This is a genomic window from Streptomyces sp. NPDC001348 (genome assembly GCF_053597535.1).
The window spans coordinates 106,045-128,763 of record NZ_JBSFIK010000013.1 but is presented as its reverse complement, the minus strand read 5'-3'; the positions used below and the strand labels follow the sequence as shown (position 1 = coordinate 128,763).

Here is a 22,719-nt window from a genome sequence, read left to right as displayed (position 1 = left end):
CCCCGCACCGACGACTCGGCACCCGCGACCGCATCGGTACCGTGTGCTGTGCGCAGAGAGGCTCGGCCTGGTGGCAAAGCCCGGCGGCCCGCCGGACCGTGCGCCGTCCAGCCAACCCGTCACTCGCCCGCCGGGCCGCCGGGCCGCCGGTCGAGCGGGCCGCGCCGACCGGGTTCGCCGCCTGGGCGGTGCGCCGTGCACGCTGCCCCGGGGAGCGGACGACCCCTACCGTCCGGTTCAGAGCAGTGTCCGCCAGTAGTCCCACCAGCGGGTGGCGATGAGCATGACGATGCTCAGGTACCAGGTGACCGGCACCACCCAGTGGAACTCCCGGACACCGGCGACCAGTTCCCGGGGCGCGTGGATGACGCCGTGTCGCAGGTTGTGCACGGTGGTGTACCAGAACATGGCGATGGTCGCCGCCCAGGCCAGGGAGCACCACAGGCACAAGGCGCCGATCTCGTACAGTGCCTGGGTCATCAGCCACATGCAGAAGCCGGTACCCAGCAGGGTGCCGAGGTTCAACCCGAGCCAGAACCAGCGCCGGAAGCGGGCCCCGGCCAGCAGCGCGCAGCCGACGGCGACGACCACGGGGTAGGTGAGCAGCCCGAGCAGTGGATTGGGGAACCCGAACACGGAGGCCTGGGCACTGCGCATCACGTTGGTGCAGGAGAGCACCGGGCTGAGGTTGCACGAGGGCGAGAAGTGCGGGTCCTGCAGCAGTTCGAACTTGTCGACGGTGATCACGAAGGAGGCGAGGACACCGAGGGCGCCGGTGACGATCAGAAGCCAGGCGTAGGCGCGCGAGGCGCCCGTAGGCGTGATGTCCCGCTGTCGCGCGCCGCCCCCGTTCTCGTCCGCGACGTGGTGCTTGGTCGTGACGGAACTGGTCATCGCGCTTGTTCCGCCTCGCCGGCGGTCCTGACGGGTCGCGGGTCCACGGCGGGCCGCGGGCGGGGAACGATGCGTGGCCACGGTGTTTCGCCCCGCCGCAGTGCTCCGGGTGTCACCTCGCGTCCCGCCCCTTCCGGCCACAGCACCTCGACCGGCACGCCCCGGGCGCGGGCGTACGCCACCAGATGGGCGGTGGCGTCACGGCCGTTGGACGGGGAGCCGTCCCACACGGCCAGCAGTTGCCGGCATTCCCCGAGCATGCGCTCGTCGGCGTCGACGCACGCGTTGCGGTCCGCCGGGTCGTATGCCAGCAGGCGCACCTGCTGTGCGAGGGCCAGCAGCTCACCGGTCGCAGGCCGGTCGCACTGGGGCAGCAGGGCGGGAACCAGTCCCTGGGTGGGGGTCACCACGACGAGCGGACGCCCCTCGGCCCGTACCGCCCGTCCGAACGCCACCGGCACTCCGGCCCCCGCTCGTACCAGTCCGGGGCCGGGCTCCGGGAGACGTTCCAGCGCTGCTCGCAGCTCTTCCTCCACCAGCTTCAGCGCTTGCGGAGTCAGGTCCGCGTGTCCGACCGCCACGATCAACTCCCGCCTCTCTTCCTCGCCGTTCGGCGCTCTCGCACTCCCGACCGTCTTCGTGCGGCCCTGTCCCACGGCCCACGAGCGGCACCGTGGGATCAGTGAAGTCGTCACGCGGGGAGCGCAACAGGGCCGAACGGCCCGGGGAGGAGGGCCGTTGGTGCCCCTGGCGATCGAGACTTCCGGGACGGCGGTGACTGCTGGGACTGCAGCCAGTGGCGATAGGCGGCCACGGCGGTCGGTAGGGCCGGGAAGACCGGCGAGCGGGCCGATGACGGTGGCCGTCATCAGCGCGGTCGTCGACTCCGGGCCGACCGACAGCAGCGGGGAGGAACCCAGCAGCGCGTACAGGGCGCGGGCGGGCAGGATCGCCCAGAGCCCGGCGACCGGCGGCAGTCCGGCCACATCCGCGTATGCCATGACCTGCGGCACGAGGTATGCGGCCACCGTCGCTGCGGCGAGCAGATCGCCGCGCAACCACGAGCGGCGGTAGCCGGCCGCCGCGGCGATCCCCGGCGCCGGCCGCCACCTCGGGTCCTGCCCGCCCCTCTGCTGTGCCATCGGGTTCCTTCCGCCACGTCTCGGCGCCGCCCGCCCTCCGGGCGGCTGGGATCATGGTGCGCGATGTCCCGCCGCCGCCTCGGCTTTGACGTCCGTCCCGTCAATGACGGTGCATGGTGGCGAGAGCCTCCTTCAGCACGTGCGGGTCGTGGTGCCCTTTGTGGACCTCGGGCGGCCGCCGGTCGAGGTGGAGCAGTTCGGCGACCGCCGTCCACGCGGTACGTACGGAGTACTCGACGGTGAAGACCACGTCGTCGGGCACCTCGGCGAACTGCCCGATGAACGCGAGGTTCACCGACCCCGGGGGCACGACCTGCGGGCGGTCGCCGTGCCGGCGGACCAGGAACTGGCTGGTGATGTACGGCATCAGGCACGGCACGACGGTCGAGCCGGCCAGGACGCGCTCCGTCACGTCCTCGTCGAACCGCAGGTGGTGCAGGACCTCCTCGAGGATCTCCCGCCCGGAGCACTCGGTCATCGGCTTCCCGGTGAGGTTGCCGGGCCGGTCGGGGAAGAGCCCGTAGCCCCACCACACCGACACGCCCTCGGGCTGGTCGGGGTAGACGGGCTGGCGGTTGACCACGATGGTGAGCAGCCAGTTGGAGGCGGTGAAGGTCATCAGCCCGCCCCGGCCCGTCTCGCTCCCGCTGAACTTCTCCATCGCCTCGATGAACGCGGGGTCCCGGTCGGTGACGGTGAACGACTCCCACCTCGACTCGGGTACGTGCTTGTCGAAGACGGTGGGGTCGCCGAAGTCGTCCCGGCCCCGGGCGAGGCGGTGCCACAGCAGCCAGGCGTCCGAACGGCGCGCGGTGTGCGGGTCGGGCGCCGTGGTGTGCGAGCCGAGGCTGGAGGCGTCCGTCATCGAGCCGTTGGTCACCAGGACGAGGTCCTCGGGGGCGACCCGGATCGCGTCGTCGTGCCCGTCCCGGAACAGCAGGATCCGCTCGACCGTCGTACGCGGCCCCGGCGCGAGCACCAGGTCCCGCACCTGGCAGCCGGTGTGGATGCTCACACCGCGCTCGGTGAGCCAGGCCCGCAGCGGGCGGACGATGGAGTCGTACTGGTTGTAGCGGGTCCGGTGGATCCCCGACATGGCGGCGAACTCCGGGAAGAGGTGGATGAACCGCTTGAGATAGCGGCGGAACTCGATCGCGCTGTGCCAGGGCTGGAAGGCGAACGTGGTGCACCACATGTACCAGAAGTTCGTGGTGAAGAAGTGGTCCGTGAAGCAGTCGGTGATCCGCTTGCCGTCCAGTCGCCCCTCGGGGGTGGCCAGGCACCGCAGCAGGTCCGTCCGGTCGCGCTCGGAGAACCCCATCGAGGTCACGTCGACGATCTTCCCTTCCCCGTCGACGAGGCGGGAGACGTCGTTCCAGGCGAAGGTGTCGTGTCCGTCCAAAATCTCCTGCGTGACCGACACCGACGGGTCGTAGAGGGTGGGGATCTGGGACAGCAAGTCGTAGGTGCAGCGGAACTCGGCCTCGAACATCCGGCCGCCGCGCATGGAGTAGCCGGTGTCCGGTGTACCGTCGGCGTCCAGGCTGCCGCCGATCCGGTGCTGTTCCTCGAAGAGGTCGATGTCCGCTCCGTCGAATCCGCCGTCTCGGATCAGGTACGCCGCCGCGGACAGTGCCGCGATGCCGCTGCCCACCAGATATGCCTTCGCCATCACAGCTCCTTGGTGACTTCCGCTCACCCGTCGACCGGGCGTCGGTGTCACTGTCTCCCGTGGTGCGGGAGGGGGGCAGTGGGCCTGTGGGCACTGGCCGGGGACCGGTCGGCCCCAGTGCTCCGGCGCTTCGGCCGGCGCACTGGGCGTGATCGCCCCAGTAGTGGTCGACGTGGCGGCACACCCGCGCGGTCGCGTGGGTGTGCCGGTCCTCCGTGCGTGTCAGCCGACGAACTCTCCCACCGCCGTCTTCAGTCGGATCAGTCCTTGCTTCGCGTCGGTGAAGAACATGCCGGTCTTCGGGTCGGTGTAGAGCTCGTTGTCGACGCCCGCGTAACCGTGGCCCATCGAGCGCTTGATGACGACGATGCTCTTGGCCTTGTCGACGTCCAGGATCGGCATCCCGGAGATGGCGTTGCCGGAGCGGCGGGCCATCGGGTTGGTCACGTCGTTGGCGCCGATCACCAGGGCGACGTCGGCCTGCGGGAACTCGGGGTTGACGTCCTCCAACTCCTTCAGCTGGGTGTAGGGCACGTCGGCCTCCGCGAGGAGCACGTTCATGTGCCCCGGCATGCGGCCCGCGACCGGATGGACCGCGTAGCTGACGTCCACGCCGTGGTCGGTGAGCAACTGGGCCAGGGCGCCGAGTTCGTGCTGGGCCTGGGCGGCGGCGAGGCCGTACCCGGGGACGAGGATCACCTTGTTGGCGTACGCAAGCTGGACGGCCACGTCGTCCGCGGACACCGACCGCACCTGAGTGGGCGCACCGTCCGCGCCGGTCGCCGCCGCGGCACCGTCTCCGGTGCCGAACCCCCCGACGACGATGTTGGCGACCGACCTGTTCATGGCGTCGGCCATCAGCTTGGTGAGGATACCGCCCGAGGAGCTGACCAGCATGCCCGCGATGATCAGGGCGGTCTCGTCGAGGACGAAGCCGGCCATCGCGACCGCCGACCCGGTGAAGGCGTTCAGCAGGGCGATGACCACGGGCATGTCGGCTCCGCCTATCGGCAGCACCATGGTCACGCCGAACAGCAGCGCCACGGCCACGAGCCCGTACAGCGCGGCCGTGCTGTCGGGCGCCAGCACCAGCCAGACCGTGCCGGCCAGGAAGGAGGCCGGGAGGACGGCATTGAGCAGCCTGACACCCGGGAACACCACGGGTGAACCGGACACGACACCCTGCAGCTTGCCTGCCGCGATCAGCGATCCGGAGAAGGTGACCGCACCGGTGACGATGTCCAGCGCGCCCGGCAGGGAGACCCGTGCTCCCAGCGCTGCCGGATCCTCGGTCTGCAGCAGGTCACCCACCGCGACGAGCGCGGCGGCGCCACCACCGACGGCGTTGAAGAGACTGACCAGTTGGGGCATGGCCGTCATCCTGATCGTACGCGCGCCCCACAGGCCGAGCGCGGCGCCGAGCAAGCCACCGGTGACCAGGACGAGCCATCCGGCCGCGCCGATCAGGTTCTGGCGGATCACCAGCCAGACGGTGGCGCCGATCGCCGCGGCCATGGCTGCGGCGGAGAGCGTGTTGCCGCGACGGGCCGTGCGCGGGTGGTTCATCAGGTGCAGGCCCAGTACAAAGCAGGCGGCCGCGGCCAGGAACACGTAGTGGACGGCGCTCGAGACGGTGTCCATGGCCCTCACACCTCCGCCTTCTCGTGCTGTTCGGTGGCGTTCTTCCCAGCGGCCGGTCCGGCCTTGAACATATGGAGCATCCGGTCCGTGACGACGTACCCGCCGACCACGTTCATGGCGCCGAACACCATGGCCACGAAGGCGAGGACGTAACCCAGCCAGGTGTGCGACCCGGCCGCGACGAGCATCGCGCCGATGACGACGATGCCGTGCACCGAGTTGGATCCGGACATCAGCGGGGTGTGCAGGGTCGCCGGGACCTTGCTGATGACCTCGATGCCGACAAGCACGCTCAGTACGAAGACGGTGATCGCGGTGAGGAGATCCAGATTGTTCATGACGCGCCTCCTGCGGTCAGGGCGGCCGTGATCTCGTCGGCCGGGTCGAGGACGAGGACGCCGTCGCGCACCAGGTGGCGCAGCAGGGCGACGAGGTTGCGGGCGTACGCGGTGGACGCGGCCGTCGCCATCGCCGACGGCAGTCGTCCGGCCCCGATGAGGGTGACGCCGTTGTCCAGGACGGTGGTCTTGTCGGGCTCGATGCCCTCGACGTTGCCGCCGAGTTCGCTCGCGGCGAGGTCGACGACGACCGAGCCGGGCTTCATCCGCTCGACCACGGCCGCGGTCAGCAGCAGCGGTGGCTTGCGGCCCGGCACCTGCGCCGTGGTGATCACGATGTCGGAGCGGGCGATGTGCGTGTCCAGTGCCTCCCGCTGGGCCCGCTGCTCCTGTTCGGTCAGCTCCCGTGCGTAGCCGCTGGTTTCGGTGCCCGGCCCTCCTTCCGGCGGGCTCTGGATGTCGAGGAACCGGGCGCCCAGTGACTCCACCTCCCCTCGTGACGCCGGGCGTACGTCGTACCCGGTGACGACCGCCCCGAGGCGGCGGGCGGTGGCGATGGCCTGCAGCCCGGCCACTCCGGCGCCGAGGACGAGGACCTGCGCCGGGCGCATGGTGCCCGCCGCGGTGGTCAGCATCGGGAAGAACCGGTCGTAGGAGTGGGCGGCGAGGAGTGCCGCCTTGTATCCGGCGACACTGGCCTGGGAGGTCAGCGCGTCCATGGACTGGGCGCGGCTGAGGGTACGGGGCAGCAGATCGAGGCTCACCGTGTGCACGCCACGTGCGGTCAGCTCCGTGACCAGGCCCGGGTTGCGCAGTGGTTCGAGCAGACCGATCAGGGTCTGTCCCGTGCGCAGGGCCCGTGCGGTCTCCGCGTCCGGCGGTCCTACACACACCACCGCGTCGGCCTGTGCGTAGAGCGTGTCCGGCGGTACGACGGTCGCGCCGGCCGCGAGGTAGTCGGCGTCCGTGAACCAGGCGCCGGATCCGGCGCCGGTCTCGGTCAGCACGTCGAGCCCGGCCCGGCGCAGGAGGGTGACGGCCTCGGGGACGAGGGCGACACGGCGTTCGCCGGGCGCCCGCTCCCGTACGGCTCCTACCGTGAGGATTCCCATGATCTGCTGCCTCTCCCTGGGCCTGTGGGGTCGTGCCGGCCTCAGAGCTCGAAGACGAGACGGGCTTCGGCCCGTCCGCCGAGCACGTCGTCGAAGGACTCGTTGACCTGCTCCAACCGCCGGGGTTCGGCAATGACCCGGGTGCGTCCCGCGGCGTGCAGGGCGAAAACCTCGGACAGGTCCTGCCGGGTGCCGACGATGGAACCGATGACGGAGATCCCCCCGAGAACGGTCTCGAAGATCGGCACGTTGATCGCCGCGTTGTCGGCGGGCAGCGCGACCATGACCAGGCGCCCGCCCCGATTCAGGGACTTGTACGCCTGCTCGAACGCCCTGGGAGTGGCGGCGAGTACGACCGCGACGTCCGCTCCGCCCGCCTGCCTGATCTCCTCGACCGGGTCGTGCGTACGGGCGTTGACGATGTGGTCGGCGCCCAGCCGGTGGGCCAGGCCCAGCTTGTCCGGTTCGAGGTCGACGGCGGTGACGAAACCGCCGACCAGACGCGCGTACTGCAGCGCCAGGTGACCGAGGCCGCCGATACCGAAGACGGCGACGCGTTCGGCCGGGTTGACCCGTGCGACCTTGATCGCCTTGTACGTGGTGACGCCCGCGCAGGTCAGCGGTGCCGCGTCGAACGACGACACGCCCTCGGGGACCCGGACGACCGCTCCCGCGTGCGCAGTGGCGTACTCGGCGTAGCAACCATCCACGGAGTAGCCGGAGTTGACCTGGCTCTCACAGAGGGTCTCCCAGCCGGAGACGCAGTAGCGGCAGGTGCCGCAGGACGAGCCGAGCCACGGGACGGCGACCCGCTCGCCGGCCAGGTCCTGGGCCACTCGGTCGCCCACGGCCTGGACGGTTCCGATGCCCTCGTGGCCGGGGATGAACGGTGGCCGCGGCTTGACCGGCCAGTCGCCGTGGGCGCGCCCAGCTCCTCGGCCGTCCTACCGAGTGGTGGCGGGCCGCCGCCGACCGGGCACAGGGCGAGTGTCGCGCAGCGCCGCCACGAGTCGGCCACGAGGTCCCGTACGCCCGGCGGAACCTCGTGCGAGGTCAGGAAGCGCTCGTGGGCGCTGCGCACGCTGCGCCCGGTCGTGTACCGGTACTCGTCGACGGACGGGCCGGGCGATGGTGTCCGCAGCGTCGTGACAGCTCCGGCGGAGGTTGCCATGGCACCTCCCCGACGTCCGCGCGCATGTCGACCGCCACCAGCCTGGCCCGCCCCGGGAGCCTTGCAGCAGGGGCCGTCCGGCCCTGGAGGCGGCCCCGCAGGTCCCTGGCCGTGGGACGATCAGGCTCGGCACACGGGGCCCGGCCGCGTCGCGCCGCGTCAGCGCAGGGCGCCCTTGGTGGCGTCGGCGATGAAGCCGCGGGCGAAGAAGGAGAACACCAGCAGCAGCGGGATCACCGACAGCAGCACTCCGGACATCACCATGCTGTAGTCGGTGGAGTGTCCGGCGTACAGCTGGGCCAGCGCCACCTGGAGGGTGAGACGGTCCGGGTTGACCAGCATCACCAACGGCAGGATGTAGTCGTTCCAGGCGCCGATGAACGTGTAGATCCCGAGGAAGGCCAGGGCCGGGCGGACGCACGGCAGCACCACGTTCCAGTACAGGCGGAAGAACCCGGCGCCCTCGATCCGGGCGGCGTCCAGCAGTTCGTCGGGGACGCTGCTGCTGGTGTACTGGCGCATCCAGAAGATGCCGAAGGCGTTCGCGGCGGCCGGCACGATGAGCGCCTGCAGGGTACCCAGCCAGCCCAGCTGCGCCATGATCTCGTACTGCGGGATGATCGCCAGCTGGGTCGGCAGGATGTACATCGACAGCAGGACGCCGAACAGGAACTTCTTGGCCGGGAAGTCGTACTTGGCGAAGGCGAAGGCCGCCAGGGAGTCGAAGAACAGCACCAGCGCCGTCGTACAGACCGCGACGATCACCGTGTTGAACAGCGACCCGAAGAAGTCCATCTTTTCGAACAGGTGCCGCAGGTTGGTCATCAGGTTGCCGCCGAACCACAGTTTCGGCGGGTAGCTGTAGATGTCCTGCGAGGTGTTCGTCGCCATGACGACGATCCAGTAGAACGGGAAGACCGAGATGGCCACGCCGAGCATCAGCAGCGCATGGACGCTCAGCCCCCGGACACGCTTGCGGTACAGGCCGTTCATGGCCGTCGCTCCTTACGCTGCACCAGGCGCCAGTTGATGAGGACGATGAGCAGGATGAGCAGGAAGAAGGCCCAGACGATCGCTGCGCCGTACCCGAAGTCGTTGTTGTCGAAGGCCTGGTGGTAGAAGTACAGCAACGTGGTCAGACCGGCCTGGCCCGGCCCGCCGGAGTTGGGATTGGTCGCCGCCTCGCTGCCGAACAGCACCTGTGGTTCGGTGAAGCTCTGCAGGCCGGTGACCGTGGAGATCACCACGGTGAAGAGGATGATGGGCCGCAGCAGCGGGACCGTGATGGAGAAGAAGGTCCGCGCCGGGCCGGCGCCGTCCATCTTGGCGGCCTCGTAGAGCTCCGAGGGGATCGCCTGGAGGCCGGCGAGGTAGATGATCGCGTTGTAACCGGTCCACTGCCAGGTCATCAGCGCCGCGATCACCAGCTTGATCGTCCACTCGTTGCTCATCCAGGGCACGGCCGACAGGTGCAGGCCCCGCAATATGGCGTTGATCAGACCGAAGTTGTTGCTGAAGATCGCGCCGAAGAAGATCGCGATGGCCACCAGCGAGGTGACGCTCGGGATGAACAGGGCGACCCGGTACAGGGCCGTGAACCTCCGGGTGGAGTTGACCAGCACCGCCAGCACCAGCGCCATGAAAAGCATCGGCACGGTCGAGAGCACCCAGATGACCAGGGTGTTGCGGATGGACAGCCAGAACACCGGGTCGTCCCACAGGAAGCGGAACTGCTGGAACCCGACGAAGTGCATCGCCCCGATGCCGTCCCACTTCTGGAACGCCAGGTACACGGTGTAGATCACCGGGAAGAGCATGAAGACCGAGAAGAGGATGTAGTAGGGCGAGATCGCCAGGTACTGCGGCCAGAATCTGGCGACGCGCCGCCGCGGCCCGCGCCGGGCCCCGGCCGACACCGGCCGGATCCGGCGCCCGTGCCGGCCCGGGCCGCCCGTGCGGCGGCCCGGAGCCGGTCGGCCGGCGGGTCCGGTGCCGGATCCGGAGGACGGTCCGGTGTGGGCCGGGCCGGCTACCGGGCTTGACGTCATGTCACTTCACTCCCTGACGCTGGGCGATCTGCTTGGCCTGGCTGACCGCGTCCTTCCAGGCCTGGTCGGGGTCCTTGCCCTTGGCCTCGATGGTGGTCAGCTCGCTGAAGTAGGGGGCCGAGACCGCCGCGTCGGCCGGGGCTTCGTAGGCGGCGGGGATCTTCTCCGCGGCCGGGCCGAAGATCTCGATGGTCTTCTGGCCACCGAAGAAGGGGTCGCCGCCGGTGAGCGCGGGCAGCTTGTACGCGGCCGGGGCGGTCGGGAAGAGAGCCGCGTCGGTGAAGCCGCGGGCCTCGTTCTCAGGATTGAGGATCCAGGCGATGATCTTGAATGCCTCTTCGGGGTTGCCGCTGGTCGCGGGGATGGCGAGGAAGGATCCGCCGAGGTTGGACGGTCCGCCGGGGAGGGTCGCCACCCGCCATTTGCCCTTGGTGTGCGGGGCGGCGTTGCTGATGTCCAGGGCGTGCCACGCGGCGCCTGTCTCGGTGCCGAGGGCGCCGTTGCTGATGGCCGCGTTCCAGGTGTTGTCGTTGATCTTGGCGTCGATGCCCAGGGTGTAGGGCTTCACGGCGGTGGTCCAGGCGGTGCGGATGTGGTCCTGGTCGCCGATGAACTTGTTGTTCTCGTCGATGAACCTCCTGGTGCCCTGGCCGATGATCATCGTGAACACCGAGCTGATGTTGTTGACCAGGAAGGTCTTGGGCAGGGCCTTGTGCAGTTCGACGCCGGCCTTGAAGTAGTCCTCCCAGGTGGACAGCTCCGAGGAGACCTTTGCCGGACTGGTGGGCAGTCCGGCCTTCGCGAACAGGTCCTCGCGGTAGAAGGTGGCGCAGGGGCCGATGTCGATGGGAAAGCCGATGAGCTTGCCGTCCTGCGTGGTGGCCTGCTTCAGCTTCCATGACAGGTACTGCGGCATCAGCTTGTCCGCGCCGACCGTCTTGAGGTCGATGAAGCGGTCGGCGTTGGGCAGGAAGGAGGCGATGTCCTCGCCCTTGATGCCGGTGATGTCCGGGGCGCTCTGCGCTGCTCGCAGACCGGTGAGCAGCTTGGTCTTGAAGTCACCGCCGACCACGGCGGTCTTGAGGGTGACGCCGGAGAAGTGCTTCTTGGCGTCCGCGACGACCTTGTCGCTCAGGCCGCCGGACCAGTACCAGAGGGTCAGGTTCTTGCTGTGCTTGCTGCCGCTCGAACCGGATTGGCCACCGCATGCCGCGGTGACGCCGGCCGTGGCGGCCGTCAGTGCGGCGGCCTGAAGGAATCGTCTGCGGGAAACGTCCACGATCTTCTCCTAGTTTTCGGCGTGTCCGACAGGACCTGTGAGTCGTGGGCTACGAGGGGGGACGTGGCAGACCGGGTGGCTGAAAAGCATCGGCGTGGTGGGAACTCTTCAGCCACCCGGGGCTTTTGACCTGGTCCTCTCGGACGGCGCCGACGCGTCATGACGGCGGAATGCACCGTTGATCCGCTTCGACCGGAGTGGGGTCCGGATCGGGCTCCGAATTACGCAAGAGAGTGCACCCGGTGCGCGGGTTTGACAAGAGGCAAGCAGGTATCGAGACATTCATGCGCGACTTTGCTTGAGTTTGGCGAGTTCGCGAGTATGGTCAGCGCATGCTCTCTGACCGAAGGCACCAGCTGATCCTGCGCGTCCTGCGTGCGGACGGGCCCACCACAGTGGTCTCCCTGGCCGAAAAGCTAGGTGCGAGCCAGGCCACGATCCGGCGAGATCTCGTGCAGCTGGAGGACGAGGGGCTGCTCAAGCGGGTCTACGGCGGCGCCGCGCCCCTTGACGGTGAGGACGACCCGTTCGCCGACGTGGCCATGGTCCGGGTCGAGGCCAAGGACGCGCTGGCCGCCTGGTGCGCCGGCCTGGTCAGGGACGGCGAGACGATCCTGCTCGACATCGGCACCACGGCTTTGCGGGTGGCCCGCAACCTGCACGGCCGAACGCTCAGCGTGATCACCAGCAACCTGGCCGTCTACGAGGAACTCCAGGACGACAAGGGCATCCAGCTGATCCTGCTGGGCGGCGTGGTGCGGCGCGACTACCGCTCGCTGGTCGGCTTCCTCACCGAGGACAACCTGCGGCAGGTCCACGCCGACCGGTTGTTCCTCGGCACCAGCGGGGTCCGTCCCGACGGCCAGGTGCTGGACACCACCGCCGTCGAGGTTCCCGTGAAACGGGCGATGATCGCCGCCAGCGCCCAGGTGGTCCTGCTGGCGGACGCCGGCAAGTTCCCCGGCACCGGCATGGCCCGGGTGTGCGGCCCCGAGGAGCTCGACATCGTGGTGACCAACGCCCCGGGGGACGAGAAAACCTGCAATCGACTGCGCGAGGCGGGAGTTGAGGTGGTCGAAGTATGAGACTCACGATCCTGGGTGGCGGAGGCTTCCGGGTCCCGCTGGTCTACCGGGCACTGCTGAGTGACCGCGGTGAAGGACGTGTCACCCACGTGACCCTGTACGACCTGGACGCCTCCCGGCTGACGACCATCGGCAAGGTCCTCGCCGACCAGGCGGCCGGGCACCCCGACCCGCCGGTCGTCACCGTCACCACCGATCTGGACGAAGCGGTGACCGGGGCGGACTTCGTGTTCTCCGCCATCCGCGTGGGCGGGCTGGCCGGACGGGCGGCGGACGAGCGGATCGCCCTGGAGGAAGGTGTCCTGGGCCAGGAGACCGTCGGCGCGGGCGGCATCTCGTACGGGCTGCGCACCATCCCGGTGGCGCTCGCGACGGCCCGCCGTATCGCCGCCCTGGCGCCGGACGCCTGGGTCATCAACTTCACCAACCCCGCCGGCATGGTCACCGAGGCCATGACGGGCTGCCTCGGCGACCGCGTGATCGGGATCTGCGACTCTCCGGTGGGCCTCGGCCGTCGCGCGGCCGGAGCGCTCGGCGTCGACCCGGCGCGCACCCGCCTCGACTACGTGGGCCTGAACCACCTGGGCTGGCTGTGCGGTCTGTACGCCGAAGGCCGGGACCTGCTGCCGTCACTGCTCGGGAACGAGGCGGCACTGACCTCCTTCGAGGAGGGCAAGCTCTTCGGAGCCGATCTGCTGCGCACCCTCGGCACGCTGCCCAACGAGTACCTGCATTACTACTACTTCCACCGCGAGTCGGTCGGCTCCGCGCGATCGCTGGGACAGACGCGCGGCGCCTTCCTCCACTCCCAGCAGCAGCGCTTCTACGACGCCATGGACGGCGTCGGCGTCGACGCCCCCGCTCCCCGCGCCGCCTGGAACGCATGGGACGCGACCCGCCTGGAGCGCGAATCCACCTACATGGCCGAGAACCGCGACGCCGTGGGCATGGGCGAACGGGACTCCTGCGATCTGGAGTCCGGCGGATACGAGCAGGTGGCGTTGGCCCTCATGCGGGCCATCGCGCTGGACGAGCGCACCACACTGATCCTCAACGTCCGCAACCGCGGCCGTATCCCCGTACTCGACGACGACGCCGTCATCGAGGTCCCCTGCCACGTGGACGCCAACGGCGCCCGGCCCATCGCCGGAGCCCCGTTGCCCGACCACGGCCGGGGCCTGGTGCACTCGGTCAAGGCCGTCGAAAGGGCGGTGATCCGGGCCGCCACCACCGCCGACCGCGCCCAGGCGGTCAAGGCACTGACGATCCACCCGCTGATCGACTCCTACACCGTCGCCAAACGCCTCCTGGACGCCTACCAGCGGCACTTCCCCGAACTCGCGTACCTGGGCCGGTGACGAGCCTCAGCGGCAGTCGAGCAGGCCCGCGTGGCGCTTGGCGTCGAGTATCCGGCGCACGCTGTCGTCGACCTTGGCCCGGAACGTCGCGTCCTGCCCCATCCGGGCCCGGATGGCCTGTGCCATCGCGGGTATGGTGCTCGGCCGCACCGTGAGGATCATGTCCCCGCCGGCCGCGACGAAGTTCACGGCCCGCTGGGCAGGGCTGAAGGACCGTACCGCGACCGCGTTCCCGAGGTCGTCGGAGATGACCACTCCCTTGAATCCGAACCGGCTGCGCAGCAGGTCGTCGATGACCGTCGGCGAGAAGGCCGCAAGGTGCCTGGGGTCGATCTTGGTGTAGGTGGCCGACGAGACCATCACGAAGGGCGCCCCGGCCCGGATCCCGGCCCGGAACGGCGTGAGGCCGGAGCTGTCGGCGGTCGTCACCGAGTCCACGACGTTCGCGGTGGTGTCGGTGTTGCCGATCACCCGGCCCAGCCCGGGAAAGTGCTTGAGCGTGGTCATCACGCCGGTCTGCGCGAAGCCCGCGGCGAAGGCGCCGGTGTGTGAGGTCACGGTGTCCGCGGTATGGCCGTACTCACGCTGGAAGGAACCGATCGGGATGTTGCGGGTGCCCAGAGCGGCCGGGACCACGTCGGCGACCGGCGCCAGGTTCAGGTCGACCCCGGCGGCCTTGAGCTGCCGGGCCCACCCGGCGGCCTGGGTACGCAGCGTCGCGGTCGGCAGGCTGCCCTGGGCCAGACCGCTGGGCATGTCCGAGAAGCCGGGGCCGTGGAGCACCTGCACCTGGCCGCCCTCCTGGTCGGTCGCGACCAGGAGGCCGACCCGCCGTCCGCCGACCTGGTCCGCTTGGCCCCGGAAACCGTCGACGAGGTTTCTGGTGGCCGTCGTACCGGCGGTGCTTCGGCCGGTCAGCATGACGGACCCGACGTGGTTGTCGCGCAGGGTGTGCAGCTGGGCCTGGTCGGGCCGGTCCGCGGAGACGCCTCCCATGAGGAGCTGTCCGGCCCGTTGAGCGGTGGTCATGCCGGACAAGTACCGGTCGGTACAGGTGGCGGCGGGTGCCGACGGTGCGGCGCTCGAGGGGGGCGGGGCGGCGTCGGCGCTGGTACGGCTCGGCAGCGCCCTGGCGGAACCCGGGTCTCGTGTGCCATGGGTGGCAGCGGGGGACCGGGGGGAGTCGGCTGTCCCCCCGGGCGCGGCCGACGCACCGCAGCCTGTGACCGCGAGCGCCAGAGTGACCAGCGGGACCCCGGCGCGCAGTGCTGTGCGGCGGCTCCTGGGCTGCTGCCGGACGCGTATTGTCATGCTTCCTCTCCCGGCGTGGACGAGCCGGGGCTGCCGCGTACTGCGCGGCCGCTTCCGTCACGGCGAGCCCGGCTTGCTGCGTCCCCCACACCGTACGTTATTGGGCATTTGTTCGCCCCCGGAGGGCGTCGGGCGGTCGCCGGACGCCCTCCGGGAGTGCTCGGCACACCAACCGCCGCCCCTGCCCGAGGAGCAGGTCTACTTCGGCGCCTGGAAGCCGCCGATCTTCCGCTCGAGCAGTTCGGCGAGGCGCAGCGGGGTGCGGTCCTCGAGCATCGGACCGATGAGCTGCACTCCCACCGGCAGGCCCTCCGGGGACCGGCCCGCCGGTACGGCGGTGGCGGGGAGGCCGGGCATGGTGGCCAGACCGGCCCAGACGAGCTGATCGAGGTACGGGTACTCGACGCCGTCGATGTCGATCCGGCGTTCCCTCGGATCGGGGTTGTGGTCGTGCGGGAAGGCGGGGGTGGGCGTGATGGGGCACACCACGGCGTCGAACTCGGCGAAGAACTGCCGCCAGCCGTGGCGGTGGCGCTCGCGGCGGTTGTTCGCCTCCATCCAGTCGCGGTGGCTGAACACCATGGCGCGCAGCCGTGTCGCGTCGAGACTCTGGTCGTCCGCGTCCAGTTCGGCGGCGCGGGCCCGCAGCCATGCGTACGCTTCGACGGGAAACCGCGCCACGGTGCTCGACATCAGCAACTGCGTGTAGAGGATCGCCGCTTCGTTCAGGTCGGGCAGCAGTGGACTGTGCCGTTCGACGCGGGCGCCGCCGTCGACAAGCGCGTCGGCCACCCGGTTCACGCCCGCCCGCACCGCGGACCCGGTGGGAATGAGCGGATGGTCGTCGAGGACCAGGACCCGGAAGTCGCGGAGCCGTTCGTGGCGCGCGGGCGGGAGCGTCAGTCGGTACGCCACGCCGTGTGTCAGCGGGTCCGGTCCGGCCATCACGTCGAGCAGGAGGGTGAGGTCGCGGGCAGTGCGTGCCATCGGGCCGACGACGGCGAGGTCGACATCGGCCGGCCATGCCGGCACGTCCGGTGGGACCATACCGCGGTTCGCCGCCAGCCCGAGCGTCGGCTTGTGCGCGTGGACACCGCAGAAGTGTGCGGGGGTGCGCAGCGAACCGCCGATGTCGGAGCCGATGGACAGCGCGCCGAAGCCGGAGGCCAGGGCCGCCGCCGATCCGCCGGAGGACCCTCCCGGGGTGCGCCCGTGGTCCCACGGGTTGTTGGTGGTGCCGTAGAGCTCGTTGAAGCTCTGCACATCCTGCAGCCCCAAGGGCACATTGGTCTTGCCGAGTATCACCGCGCCCGCGGCCTTGAGCCGTGACACCTGCACCGCGTCCTCGGCCGGCATGTGGTCGCGGTGTTGCGGTATGCCCCATGTCGTGGGCAGCCCGGCCATGTCGTAGGACTCCTTGACCGTCACCGGAATGCCGAGCAGCGGCAGGTCCTCACCGCGGGCGCGCGCCTGGTCGGCATCGCGCGCGGCGTCCCGGGCACGGTCGAAGTCCGGCACACAGATGGCGTTGATCGCCTTGTCGTCCCGCTCGATCCGGGCGATCGCCTCGTCGGTCAGTTGTACAGAGGTCACTTCACCGGCACGCAAGGCCGCCGCGAGTTCTTCGGCGCTCTGAAGGCTCCATTCCATGCGGCAGACCGTACCGGCCTCCGCCAGAGGCCATGAAATGCCTTTTGCCGCAACAGAGTTGGCATTTCAGTACCCCTCCGCCGCCCTTCGCGTCCGACAGCCCGCATGTCACGGCGTGAGCGGCCGTACCGGCTGACGCCGAGCCAAGTAAGGCTTACCGAACCGCTTTGTGGTCCCCGCCATGCGATGTGTGCGGTGTCACGCATTGCGAAGAATGTCCGAGTTGCCTGCATCACAGCGTAAATGTCTGCTTGTCGTCCATGCTCGAACCCGGACGCCGACTCCCGAAGTGGAGCCTATCGGCAATGCCTTGGGCACGAAGTTCCAAAGTGACCCACGACACAGAATTCGTGACATTCCCTCTTCTTCCCCCGGAAAGGTGCCCCGTCATGGCCGCTTACCTCTGTCCCCCTGCCGTGATACACGGCGAGCACGCCGTTCGGACCAGCCAGATCGTGGCGGAGGTGCGCGACCGGCATCCGCACGCGGCCTGGGCGCCGCGGATCGACGGCATCGCGGCCGCCACGGGCATCGAGACCCGTGGGTGGATGCTGCCGCTGGAGGCCGCCGTCGCGCCCGGCAACGGCGGCGGTCTGCGGGCCCTCGGCATCGGATCGGCCCAAGAAGCGCTGGCGCGCGACGGATTCGCCCCACAGGACGTGGACCGCGTGATCGCCGCACTCGAGGCGATACCCGCGCCGCAGACCGTCCAGGAGCGCACCGCACCCGCCTGGGAGGCCGTGCAGTCGTACGGAGAGCGTGCGGCGCGCGGGGCCCTGCAGATCGCCGGGCTGGACGCCGCGGACATCGACTGCCTGATCACCAGTCACTCCACCACCCCGGCACTGCCGGGTCTGGACATCTCCCTGGCCAACAGGCTTCCGCTCCGCGACGACGTGATGCTGCTGCCCGCCACGCAGTGGGCCTGTATCGCCGGGACCCGCTCCCTGGCGCTGGCGGCGGACCTCGTGACCGCGGACCCCGACCGGGTGGTCCTCGTCGTGATCGCGGAGGCGCTGAGCACGACCTACCAGCCCGCGGACGACACACTCGAGTCCCTGATCGTCCGGTTGCTGTTCGCGGACACCGCGGTCGCCGTGGTGGTCACCGGCCGCCCCAGGCGCGAGTCGATGCTGCGACTGGACACCGCCTGGCACCACATCCTGCCCGGCACCCAGGACCTGCACCGTCTGGAAACGCGGGCGGACGGCACCCACTTCGTGATGGACCGGCGCGGGCCGCGCGCCGTACAGGAGACGGTCACCGCGATGTGGGAGTGGCTGCGCGTCCGTTACCAGGACGACCCCGACTCCTGGCACCCCGACGTGCTGCTCGCGCACCCCGGCGGGACACGGGTGCTGGAGTACATGGAGCAGACGATGCCCGACGCGTGGCCGTCGGGGCTGCTCGATCACAGCAGGGCCAGTTACACCAGCGGCAACCGCGGCGGCGCCGCCGTGTTCGACATCATGCGGCGGGCGTACGACGCCGGGCAGAAGCCCGGCAGTCGCGCCGTCCTGTACGCGGCCGCACCGGGTCTGACCGCCACGGCCCTGGAAGGGCAGTGGATGTAGTGCGTCGACCGACGCGCACTCCGCCCCCGCCCTCGCCGTGCTCCTACGGGCCGGCCGAGCCCCCGTCCCGCAGCCGCGTCACCTCGCGACTTCCGCCCAGACCACCTTGCCGGTGTCCGTCCACCGGACACCCCACCGGGTGGTGAGCCGGTGCACGACCTGCAGGCCACGACCGCCGTCGTCGAGGAGACCGCCCGGACTCAGACGTGGTCGGCCGTTGCCGGTGTCGCCCACCTCGCACAGCAGGCCGTGGCCCGCCCTGATCAGCCGTACCGTGACGGGGCCGGTGGCGAAGCGCACCGCGTTCGTGACCAGCTCGCTGACCAGCAGCAGCACATTGTCCCGGGTGTCGTCCCTCGTACGCCATTTCCGCAGCAGCGCGGAGACCTGCGAGCGGGCGCGGGCGGGTGCGTCGTAGCGGGCGGGCAACCGCCAGGTCGCGGTGTCCCCCTTGCGGTAGCCGATCATCCGCGCCAGCAGCAGGGTCACGTCGTCGCGGCGGCGCACAGGTGCCAGCGCGGAGACGACGTGCCGTGCCGCCTGCTGGAGGGAATCCCAGGGGTGCACCCCGGACACGGCGTCCGCCAGCCTGGCGATGCCCTCGTCGATCGACGCGACCGGATCCTCCACCAGGCCGTCGGTGTAGAGGGCGAGCAGGGAGCCCGGGGGTGCGTCGAAGGTGTGCACCTCGAACGGCTCCCGCAGCGCGAACTCGGCGCCCAGGCCGGGGTGCGGGCGGACAGCGAGCGGGCGCGCGTGCCCGTCCGGGGAGACCAGGACCGGCGGGAGGTGGCCGGCACTGGACAGCGCCACATGCCGGCTGACCGGGTCGTACAGGGCGATGCAGCAGGTCGACCCGAGGGCGCTGTAGCCGGCCGCCAGCCCGGACTCGGCGTCGTCCAGCAGGGTCACGGTCTCGTCCAGGTGCTCCAGTACCTCGTCCGGTGCGAGCCCCGCGGACAGCAGCGCACGGGCCTCCATGCTCAGCTGGCCCATGGTCGCCGCGGCTCCCAGACCGTGCCCGACGACGTCACCGACCACCAGCGCGGTACGGCCGTCCGGCAGCGGAAAACTGTTCACCCAGTCGCCGCCGACCCCCGCGCTGTCGGGCGTGGCGGGCTGGTAGACGCTGGCGATCTCGACGGTGTCGCCGCCGGTCCTGGGCAGCAGCCGGCGCTGCAACGCCAGCACCTGCGTGTGCTCGCGCTGGTGCTGACGGGCCAGGTCGACATGATGGGCGGTCCTGGCAACCAGTTCCTGCAGGTCGAACAGCTCACTGTCGCGGAAGGGGCAGTCCGCGCGCCGCCAGACCTCCGCGACGCCCAGCACGACGGGCGGCGCGTGGTCCAGGACCAGCGGTATGCACGCCACACCCGCCGACCGGTCGCCGGGCACCAGAGCACGCATCACTCGCGGATTGCCGAGCACCCGCTCGACCGTCTCCCGGTCGGGAATGACGATGGCCTGCGGGGCGTCGTCCCGCCGTACCGCCTGCGCCAGCAGGCGACTCGCGTCGCTGGGAAGATCGTCGCCCGGGGTCACGTACCCCTCGGGCCAGGCCCGGTCCGGCACCAGGGCCGCCCGCCGCAGCCGGATACGCCCCTGCCCCTGGCCGGTGACCCCTTCCCCCGTCCACACGGCGAAGTCGAGGTCGACGGCGGCCACGTCCCCCCAGGCCAGCAGGGACTGCGCCAGCGACTGCGCGGTCTCGCCGATGTCCAGCGAGGTGCCGATCGCGGTCTCGGCGGCGTACAGGTGCAGCCTCCTGGCCATGGCGATCAGGGAGACGGTCAGACCTTCCTGGGGCACCGCGGCGGGCAGGATGCTGAGCGAGACCACCAGCTCCGACCCGTCACGACGCCGCAGACGCTGGATCCGGGCGACATGCGCCTCCCCGGTCTCCAGGACCTGCCGCAACCGCCGGGTGACCGTCGGTACGTCCCCGGGGGGCAGGAGATCGACGAAGGGACTCCCGGTCACGGCGGTCAGGCCCGCGAACACGGGGGCCTCCAGATTGCAGCGGGTGATCCTCAGATCCCTGTCCAGGTTGACCGCACCGAGGATCTGGTCCTGATGACCGGCTGCCGGGTCCTCGGACATACGACGGCGGGTCGCGCGATCGCCCTGCGCGTCGTCGGGACCGGCGTCCGCTGCCGTTCCACCGCGCGGGATGTAGCGCCCCAGGGCGCTGCTGACCAGGCCGAACGCCGAAGGGGACGAGGGAGAGGGTGTGGAGTCCATGCGGCTCTCTCAGCAATCCCGCGATCCCCGGCACAGCGCCGGGGCCGTACTCGGACCCGTGCGACGGGGCCCCGAGATCCCTGACCGCACACCTCATTGAATAACACCGGGGGTCGCTTCGCCCACACCAGCGGATCGCGTCGGCGGGAAGCCGCCGGAAGTCGGTGACCGTGGCGGTGTGCCCGGACTGTTCCGAGGCGGGTCGCGGTCAGCTCACCAGGGCGCGCAACGCTCCGGCCAGGAGGAAGACGCCCAGGACCCCGAAGCGGATCCGCATGGTGACTAGGCTTCGCCAGGTCTTTCCGTACGGGGTGCGCAGTGCGTCCGCCCAGTCCCAGACCCATACGTCGACACCGCGGTAACCGCATGCCACCGCCGTGCAGCCGCCGCCCGCGAGCAGCAGGAGCAGAGCGAGCACTCCACGAAGGATCAATGTGGTTCCCGTCCCCGAGCCGGCCACCGGCGTCGTGTCGGGCCATCTTGGCAGGCGGCGGTGACGGGCGCTGAGCGGCCCCGACCCTGCAGGTAGGTACTTGCCGGTGTGCGGTGGCGCTTCGGCTTCGGGCTTCAGCTCCCCCGTTCGGCGCGGCCTCGGCGGCAGGACGGTCACGCCAGGAAGCTCAACCTCACCTTTCGGTCGGGATTGTCCCGGTTCGTGTCCACCAGGCACACCGACTGCCATGTCCCCAGTTCCAGCCGCCCGCCGACCACCGGCAGGGTCGCGTGCGGGGGGACGATCGCGGGGAGGACGTGGTCACGGCCGTGGCCGGGGCTGCCGTGGCGGTGCTGCCAGCGGTCGTCCGCGGGAAGCAGGGTGCGCAGGGCGGCCAGGAGGTCGTCGTCACTGCCGGCGCCCGTCTCGATGACGGCGATGCCGGCTGTGGCATGGGGGACGAAGAGGTTCAGCAGGCCGTCGCGGCCGGCCGCCACCTCGGCCAGGAAGGCCTCGCAGTCGCGGGTGAGGTCCGCGACCCGCTCCCGGGAACCGGTGGCCACGTGCAGCACTCGGGTGGTGAAGGCATCCGACATGCCCCCATCCTCACCGCTGGGCCGGGTTTCACACGTCACCCCGCCCGATAGCACGGGAAGATCCCCGGGCGCCCCCGGTGTTCGTACCGACGTGAACAGCATGCGTGAGGTCGACGTGGTCGTCGCGGGCGCCGGGCAGGCGGGTCTGTCGAGCGCCTATCACCTGCGGCGCGACGGTTTCGAGCCGGGCCGCGACTTCGTGGTCCTCGACCACTCCCCCGCGCCTGGCGGCGCCTGGCAGTTCCGGTGGTCGTCGCTGACCTACGGCAAGGTGCACGGGATGCACTCCCTGCCGGGGATGGAGCTGACGGACACCGATCCGGCACGGCCGTCCGCGGAGGTCGTCGGGGAGTACTTCGACGCCTACGAGCGGACCTTCGACCTGCGGGTGCTGCGGCCCGTCCGGGTGCGCGCCGTGCGCGAGGGCGAGGGCGGCCGGCTGCTGGTGGAGACCTCGGACGGCACCTGGTCGACGCGGACGCTGATCAACGCCACCGGCACCTGGGACCGGCCCTTCTGGCCGCACTACCCCGGCCAGGAGAGTTTCCGGGGGCGGCAGTTGCACACCGCGCGGTACAAGGGGCCCGAGGAGTTCGCCGGGCTGCGGGTGGTCGTGGTCGGCGGGGGCGCCTCCGGCACCCAGCACCTGCTGGAGATCGCCCCGTACGCGGCCGCCACCACCTGGGTCACCCGACGTCCGCCGGTCTTCCGCGAGGGGCCGTTCGACGAGGAAGCCGGCCGGGCCGCGGTCGCGCTCGTGGAGGAGCGGGTACGGCAGGGACTGCCGCCGAGGAGCGTGGTCTCGGTCACGGGCCTGCCGCTCAACGACGCGATCCGGCAGGGACTGCGGGACGGCGTACTGGACCGGCTGCCGATGTTCGACCGCATCACTCCCGACGGAGTGGAATGGAGGGACGGACGGCGCGTTTCCGCCGACGTCATCCTCTGGGCGACCGGCTTCCGGGCGGCCCTCGACCATCTGGCGCCACTGCGGCTGCGCGAGCCCGGCGGCGGAATCCGGGTCGAGGGGACGCGCACGGTGGCCGACCCGCGCATCCACCTCGTCGGGTACGGGCCGTCGGCCAGCACCATAGGCGCCAACCGGGCGGGGCGCGCGGCCGTGCGGGACATCGGACGACTGCTGGCCGCCGAGCCGGCCGCCGCGTGACGCCCC

The 22,719-nt window shown here is 70.5% G+C and carries 18 protein-coding genes and 2 pseudogenes; 4 read left to right on the top strand and 16 right to left on the bottom strand.

Annotated features, from left to right (window positions below; translation table 11 throughout):
* Positions 1-237: 237 nt before the first annotated feature.
* From ACWC21_RS16450 to ACWC21_RS16400, 11 genes and pseudogenes are all read right to left on the bottom strand, one after another.
* Complete coding sequence (locus ACWC21_RS16450; RefSeq protein ID WP_450882271.1) at positions 238-894, bottom strand: vitamin K epoxide reductase family protein; 657 nt, start codon at positions 892-894, stop codon at positions 238-240.
* Positions 891-1,481 (bottom strand): hypothetical protein, encoded by a 591-nt coding sequence (locus ACWC21_RS16445; RefSeq protein WP_450882383.1) that lies wholly within the window; start codon positions 1,479-1,481, stop codon positions 891-893. The genes ACWC21_RS16450 and ACWC21_RS16445 overlap by 4 nt, the downstream gene beginning before the upstream one ends.
* A 186-nt stretch (positions 1,482-1,667) precedes the next feature.
* Positions 1,668-2,036: pseudogene (locus ACWC21_RS16440) on the bottom strand (SulP family inorganic anion transporter); the annotation flags it as partial.
* Positions 2,037-2,136: 100 nt separating this feature from the next.
* Positions 2,137-3,708 (bottom strand): oleate hydratase, encoded by a 1,572-nt coding sequence (locus tag ACWC21_RS16435; protein WP_450882269.1) that lies wholly within the window; start codon positions 3,706-3,708, stop codon positions 2,137-2,139.
* A gap of 222 nt (positions 3,709-3,930) precedes the next feature.
* Positions 3,931-5,349: an NAD(P)(+) transhydrogenase (Re/Si-specific) subunit beta gene (locus tag ACWC21_RS16430; RefSeq protein WP_450882267.1), complete on the bottom strand. Its 1,419-nt coding sequence runs from the start codon at positions 5,347-5,349 to the stop codon at positions 3,931-3,933.
* A gap of 5 nt (positions 5,350-5,354) precedes the next feature.
* Positions 5,355-5,687: an NAD(P) transhydrogenase subunit alpha gene (locus ACWC21_RS16425; protein WP_450882265.1), complete on the bottom strand. Its 333-nt coding sequence runs from the start codon at positions 5,685-5,687 to the stop codon at positions 5,355-5,357.
* Positions 5,684-6,799 (bottom strand): NAD(P) transhydrogenase subunit alpha, encoded by a 1,116-nt coding sequence (locus tag ACWC21_RS16420; RefSeq protein ID WP_450882263.1) that lies wholly within the window; start codon positions 6,797-6,799, stop codon positions 5,684-5,686. The genes ACWC21_RS16425 and ACWC21_RS16420 overlap by 4 nt, the downstream gene beginning before the upstream one ends.
* A 41-nt stretch (positions 6,800-6,840) precedes the next feature.
* Positions 6,841-7,722 (bottom strand): annotated as a pseudogene (locus ACWC21_RS16415) (zinc-dependent alcohol dehydrogenase); the annotation flags it as partial.
* A 407-nt stretch (positions 7,723-8,129) separates the two neighbouring features.
* Complete coding sequence (locus ACWC21_RS16410) at positions 8,130-8,963, bottom strand: carbohydrate ABC transporter permease (protein ID WP_450882261.1); 834 nt, start codon at positions 8,961-8,963, stop codon at positions 8,130-8,132.
* Positions 8,960-10,018, bottom strand: a complete 1,059-nt coding sequence (locus ACWC21_RS16405; RefSeq protein ID WP_450882259.1) for a carbohydrate ABC transporter permease — start codon at positions 10,016-10,018, stop codon at positions 8,960-8,962. Before ACWC21_RS16405 ends, ACWC21_RS16410 begins: the two co-directional genes overlap by 4 nt.
* Position 10,019: 1 nt before the next feature.
* On the bottom strand, positions 10,020-11,297 hold the full coding sequence (locus tag ACWC21_RS16400; protein WP_450882257.1) for an extracellular solute-binding protein: 1,278 nt from the start codon (positions 11,295-11,297) through the stop codon (positions 10,020-10,022).
* A gap of 332 nt (positions 11,298-11,629) precedes the next feature.
* Here ACWC21_RS16400 and ACWC21_RS16395 point away from each other — a divergent pair, with 332 nt between their 5' ends.
* On the top strand, positions 11,630-12,382 hold the full coding sequence (locus ACWC21_RS16395) for a DeoR/GlpR family DNA-binding transcription regulator (protein ID WP_450882255.1): 753 nt from the start codon (positions 11,630-11,632) through the stop codon (positions 12,380-12,382).
* On the top strand, positions 12,379-13,740 hold the full coding sequence (locus ACWC21_RS16390) for a 6-phospho-beta-glucosidase (RefSeq protein ID WP_450882253.1): 1,362 nt from the start codon (positions 12,379-12,381) through the stop codon (positions 13,738-13,740). Before ACWC21_RS16395 ends, ACWC21_RS16390 begins: the two co-directional genes overlap by 4 nt.
* Before the next feature lie 6 nt (positions 13,741-13,746).
* Here the strand turns inward: ACWC21_RS16390 and ACWC21_RS16385 are convergent, their stop codons facing one another.
* Together ACWC21_RS16385 and ACWC21_RS16380 are read right to left on the bottom strand one after the other, a co-directional pair.
* The gene (locus ACWC21_RS16385) at positions 13,747-14,769 is read right to left on the bottom strand and encodes a glycoside hydrolase family 3 N-terminal domain-containing protein (protein ID WP_450882251.1); all 1,023 of its coding nucleotides are present in this window, start codon (positions 14,767-14,769) and stop codon (positions 13,747-13,749) included.
* A gap of 480 nt (positions 14,770-15,249) precedes the next feature.
* The gene (locus tag ACWC21_RS16380; RefSeq protein ID WP_450882249.1) at positions 15,250-16,701 is read right to left on the bottom strand and encodes an amidase; all 1,452 of its coding nucleotides are present in this window, start codon (positions 16,699-16,701) and stop codon (positions 15,250-15,252) included.
* A gap of 389 nt (positions 16,702-17,090) precedes the next feature.
* Between ACWC21_RS16380 and ACWC21_RS16375 the strand changes: the two genes are divergently transcribed.
* Complete coding sequence (locus ACWC21_RS16375) at positions 17,091-18,275, top strand: type III polyketide synthase (RefSeq protein WP_450882247.1); 1,185 nt, start codon at positions 17,091-17,093, stop codon at positions 18,273-18,275.
* Positions 18,276-18,353: 78 nt separating this feature from the next.
* Here ACWC21_RS16375 and ACWC21_RS16370 read toward each other — a convergent pair whose 3' ends face one another.
* The 3 genes from ACWC21_RS16370 to ACWC21_RS16360 all read right to left on the bottom strand — a co-directional run bounded on the left by ACWC21_RS16370 (position 18,354) and on the right by ACWC21_RS16360 (position 21,545).
* Positions 18,354-20,516, bottom strand: coding sequence for a SpoIIE family protein phosphatase (locus ACWC21_RS16370; RefSeq protein ID WP_450882245.1), 2,163 nt, complete (start codon positions 20,514-20,516; stop codon positions 18,354-18,356).
* A gap of 208 nt (positions 20,517-20,724) precedes the next feature.
* The gene (locus ACWC21_RS16365) at positions 20,725-20,934 is read right to left on the bottom strand and encodes a hypothetical protein (protein ID WP_450882243.1); all 210 of its coding nucleotides are present in this window, start codon (positions 20,932-20,934) and stop codon (positions 20,725-20,727) included.
* A 188-nt stretch (positions 20,935-21,122) separates the two neighbouring features.
* Entirely contained in the window at positions 21,123-21,545 is a 423-nt protein-coding gene (locus ACWC21_RS16360) for a YjbQ family protein (RefSeq protein WP_450882241.1), read from the bottom strand.
* 91 nt (positions 21,546-21,636) lie between these two features.
* Between ACWC21_RS16360 and ACWC21_RS16355 the strand changes: the two genes are divergently transcribed.
* On the top strand, positions 21,637-22,713 hold the full coding sequence (locus ACWC21_RS16355; protein WP_450882239.1) for an NAD(P)-binding domain-containing protein: 1,077 nt from the start codon (positions 21,637-21,639) through the stop codon (positions 22,711-22,713).
* Positions 22,714-22,719 lie beyond the last annotated feature (6 nt).

Bases quoted from the DNA above. Each gene is read 5' to 3' on its own strand.
- ACWC21_RS16395 (WP_450882255.1), top strand. From the start codon at position 11,630: ATGCTCTCTGACCGAAGGCACCAGCTGATCCTGCGCGTCCTGCGTGCG.
- ACWC21_RS16430 (WP_450882267.1), bottom strand. From the start codon at position 5,349: ATGGACACCGTCTCGAGCGCCGTCCACTACGTGTTCCTGGCCGCGGCC.
- ACWC21_RS16385 (WP_450882251.1), bottom strand. From the start codon at position 14,769: ATGACCACCGCTCAACGGGCCGGACAGCTCCTCATGGGAGGCGTCTCC.
- ACWC21_RS16420 (WP_450882263.1), bottom strand. From the start codon at position 6,799: ATGGGAATCCTCACGGTAGGAGCCGTACGGGAGCGGGCGCCCGGCGAA.
- ACWC21_RS16410 (WP_450882261.1), bottom strand. From the start codon at position 8,963: ATGAACGGCCTGTACCGCAAGCGTGTCCGGGGGCTGAGCGTCCATGCG.
- ACWC21_RS16360 (WP_450882241.1), bottom strand. From the start codon at position 21,545: ATGTCGGATGCCTTCACCACCCGAGTGCTGCACGTGGCCACCGGTTCC.
- ACWC21_RS16450 (WP_450882271.1), bottom strand. From the start codon at position 894: ATGACCAGTTCCGTCACGACCAAGCACCACGTCGCGGACGAGAACGGG.
- ACWC21_RS16425 (WP_450882265.1), bottom strand. From the start codon at position 5,687: ATGAACAATCTGGATCTCCTCACCGCGATCACCGTCTTCGTACTGAGC.
- ACWC21_RS16435 (WP_450882269.1), bottom strand. From the start codon at position 3,708: ATGGCGAAGGCATATCTGGTGGGCAGCGGCATCGCGGCACTGTCCGCG.
- ACWC21_RS16375 (WP_450882247.1), top strand. From the start codon at position 17,091: ATGGCCGCTTACCTCTGTCCCCCTGCCGTGATACACGGCGAGCACGCC.
- ACWC21_RS16380 (WP_450882249.1), bottom strand. From the start codon at position 16,701: ATGGAATGGAGCCTTCAGAGCGCCGAAGAACTCGCGGCGGCCTTGCGT.
- ACWC21_RS16370 (WP_450882245.1), bottom strand. From the start codon at position 20,516: ATGGACTCCACACCCTCTCCCTCGTCCCCTTCGGCGTTCGGCCTGGTC.
- ACWC21_RS16390 (WP_450882253.1), top strand. From the start codon at position 12,379: ATGAGACTCACGATCCTGGGTGGCGGAGGCTTCCGGGTCCCGCTGGTC.
- ACWC21_RS16405 (WP_450882259.1), bottom strand. From the start codon at position 10,018: ATGACGTCAAGCCCGGTAGCCGGCCCGGCCCACACCGGACCGTCCTCC.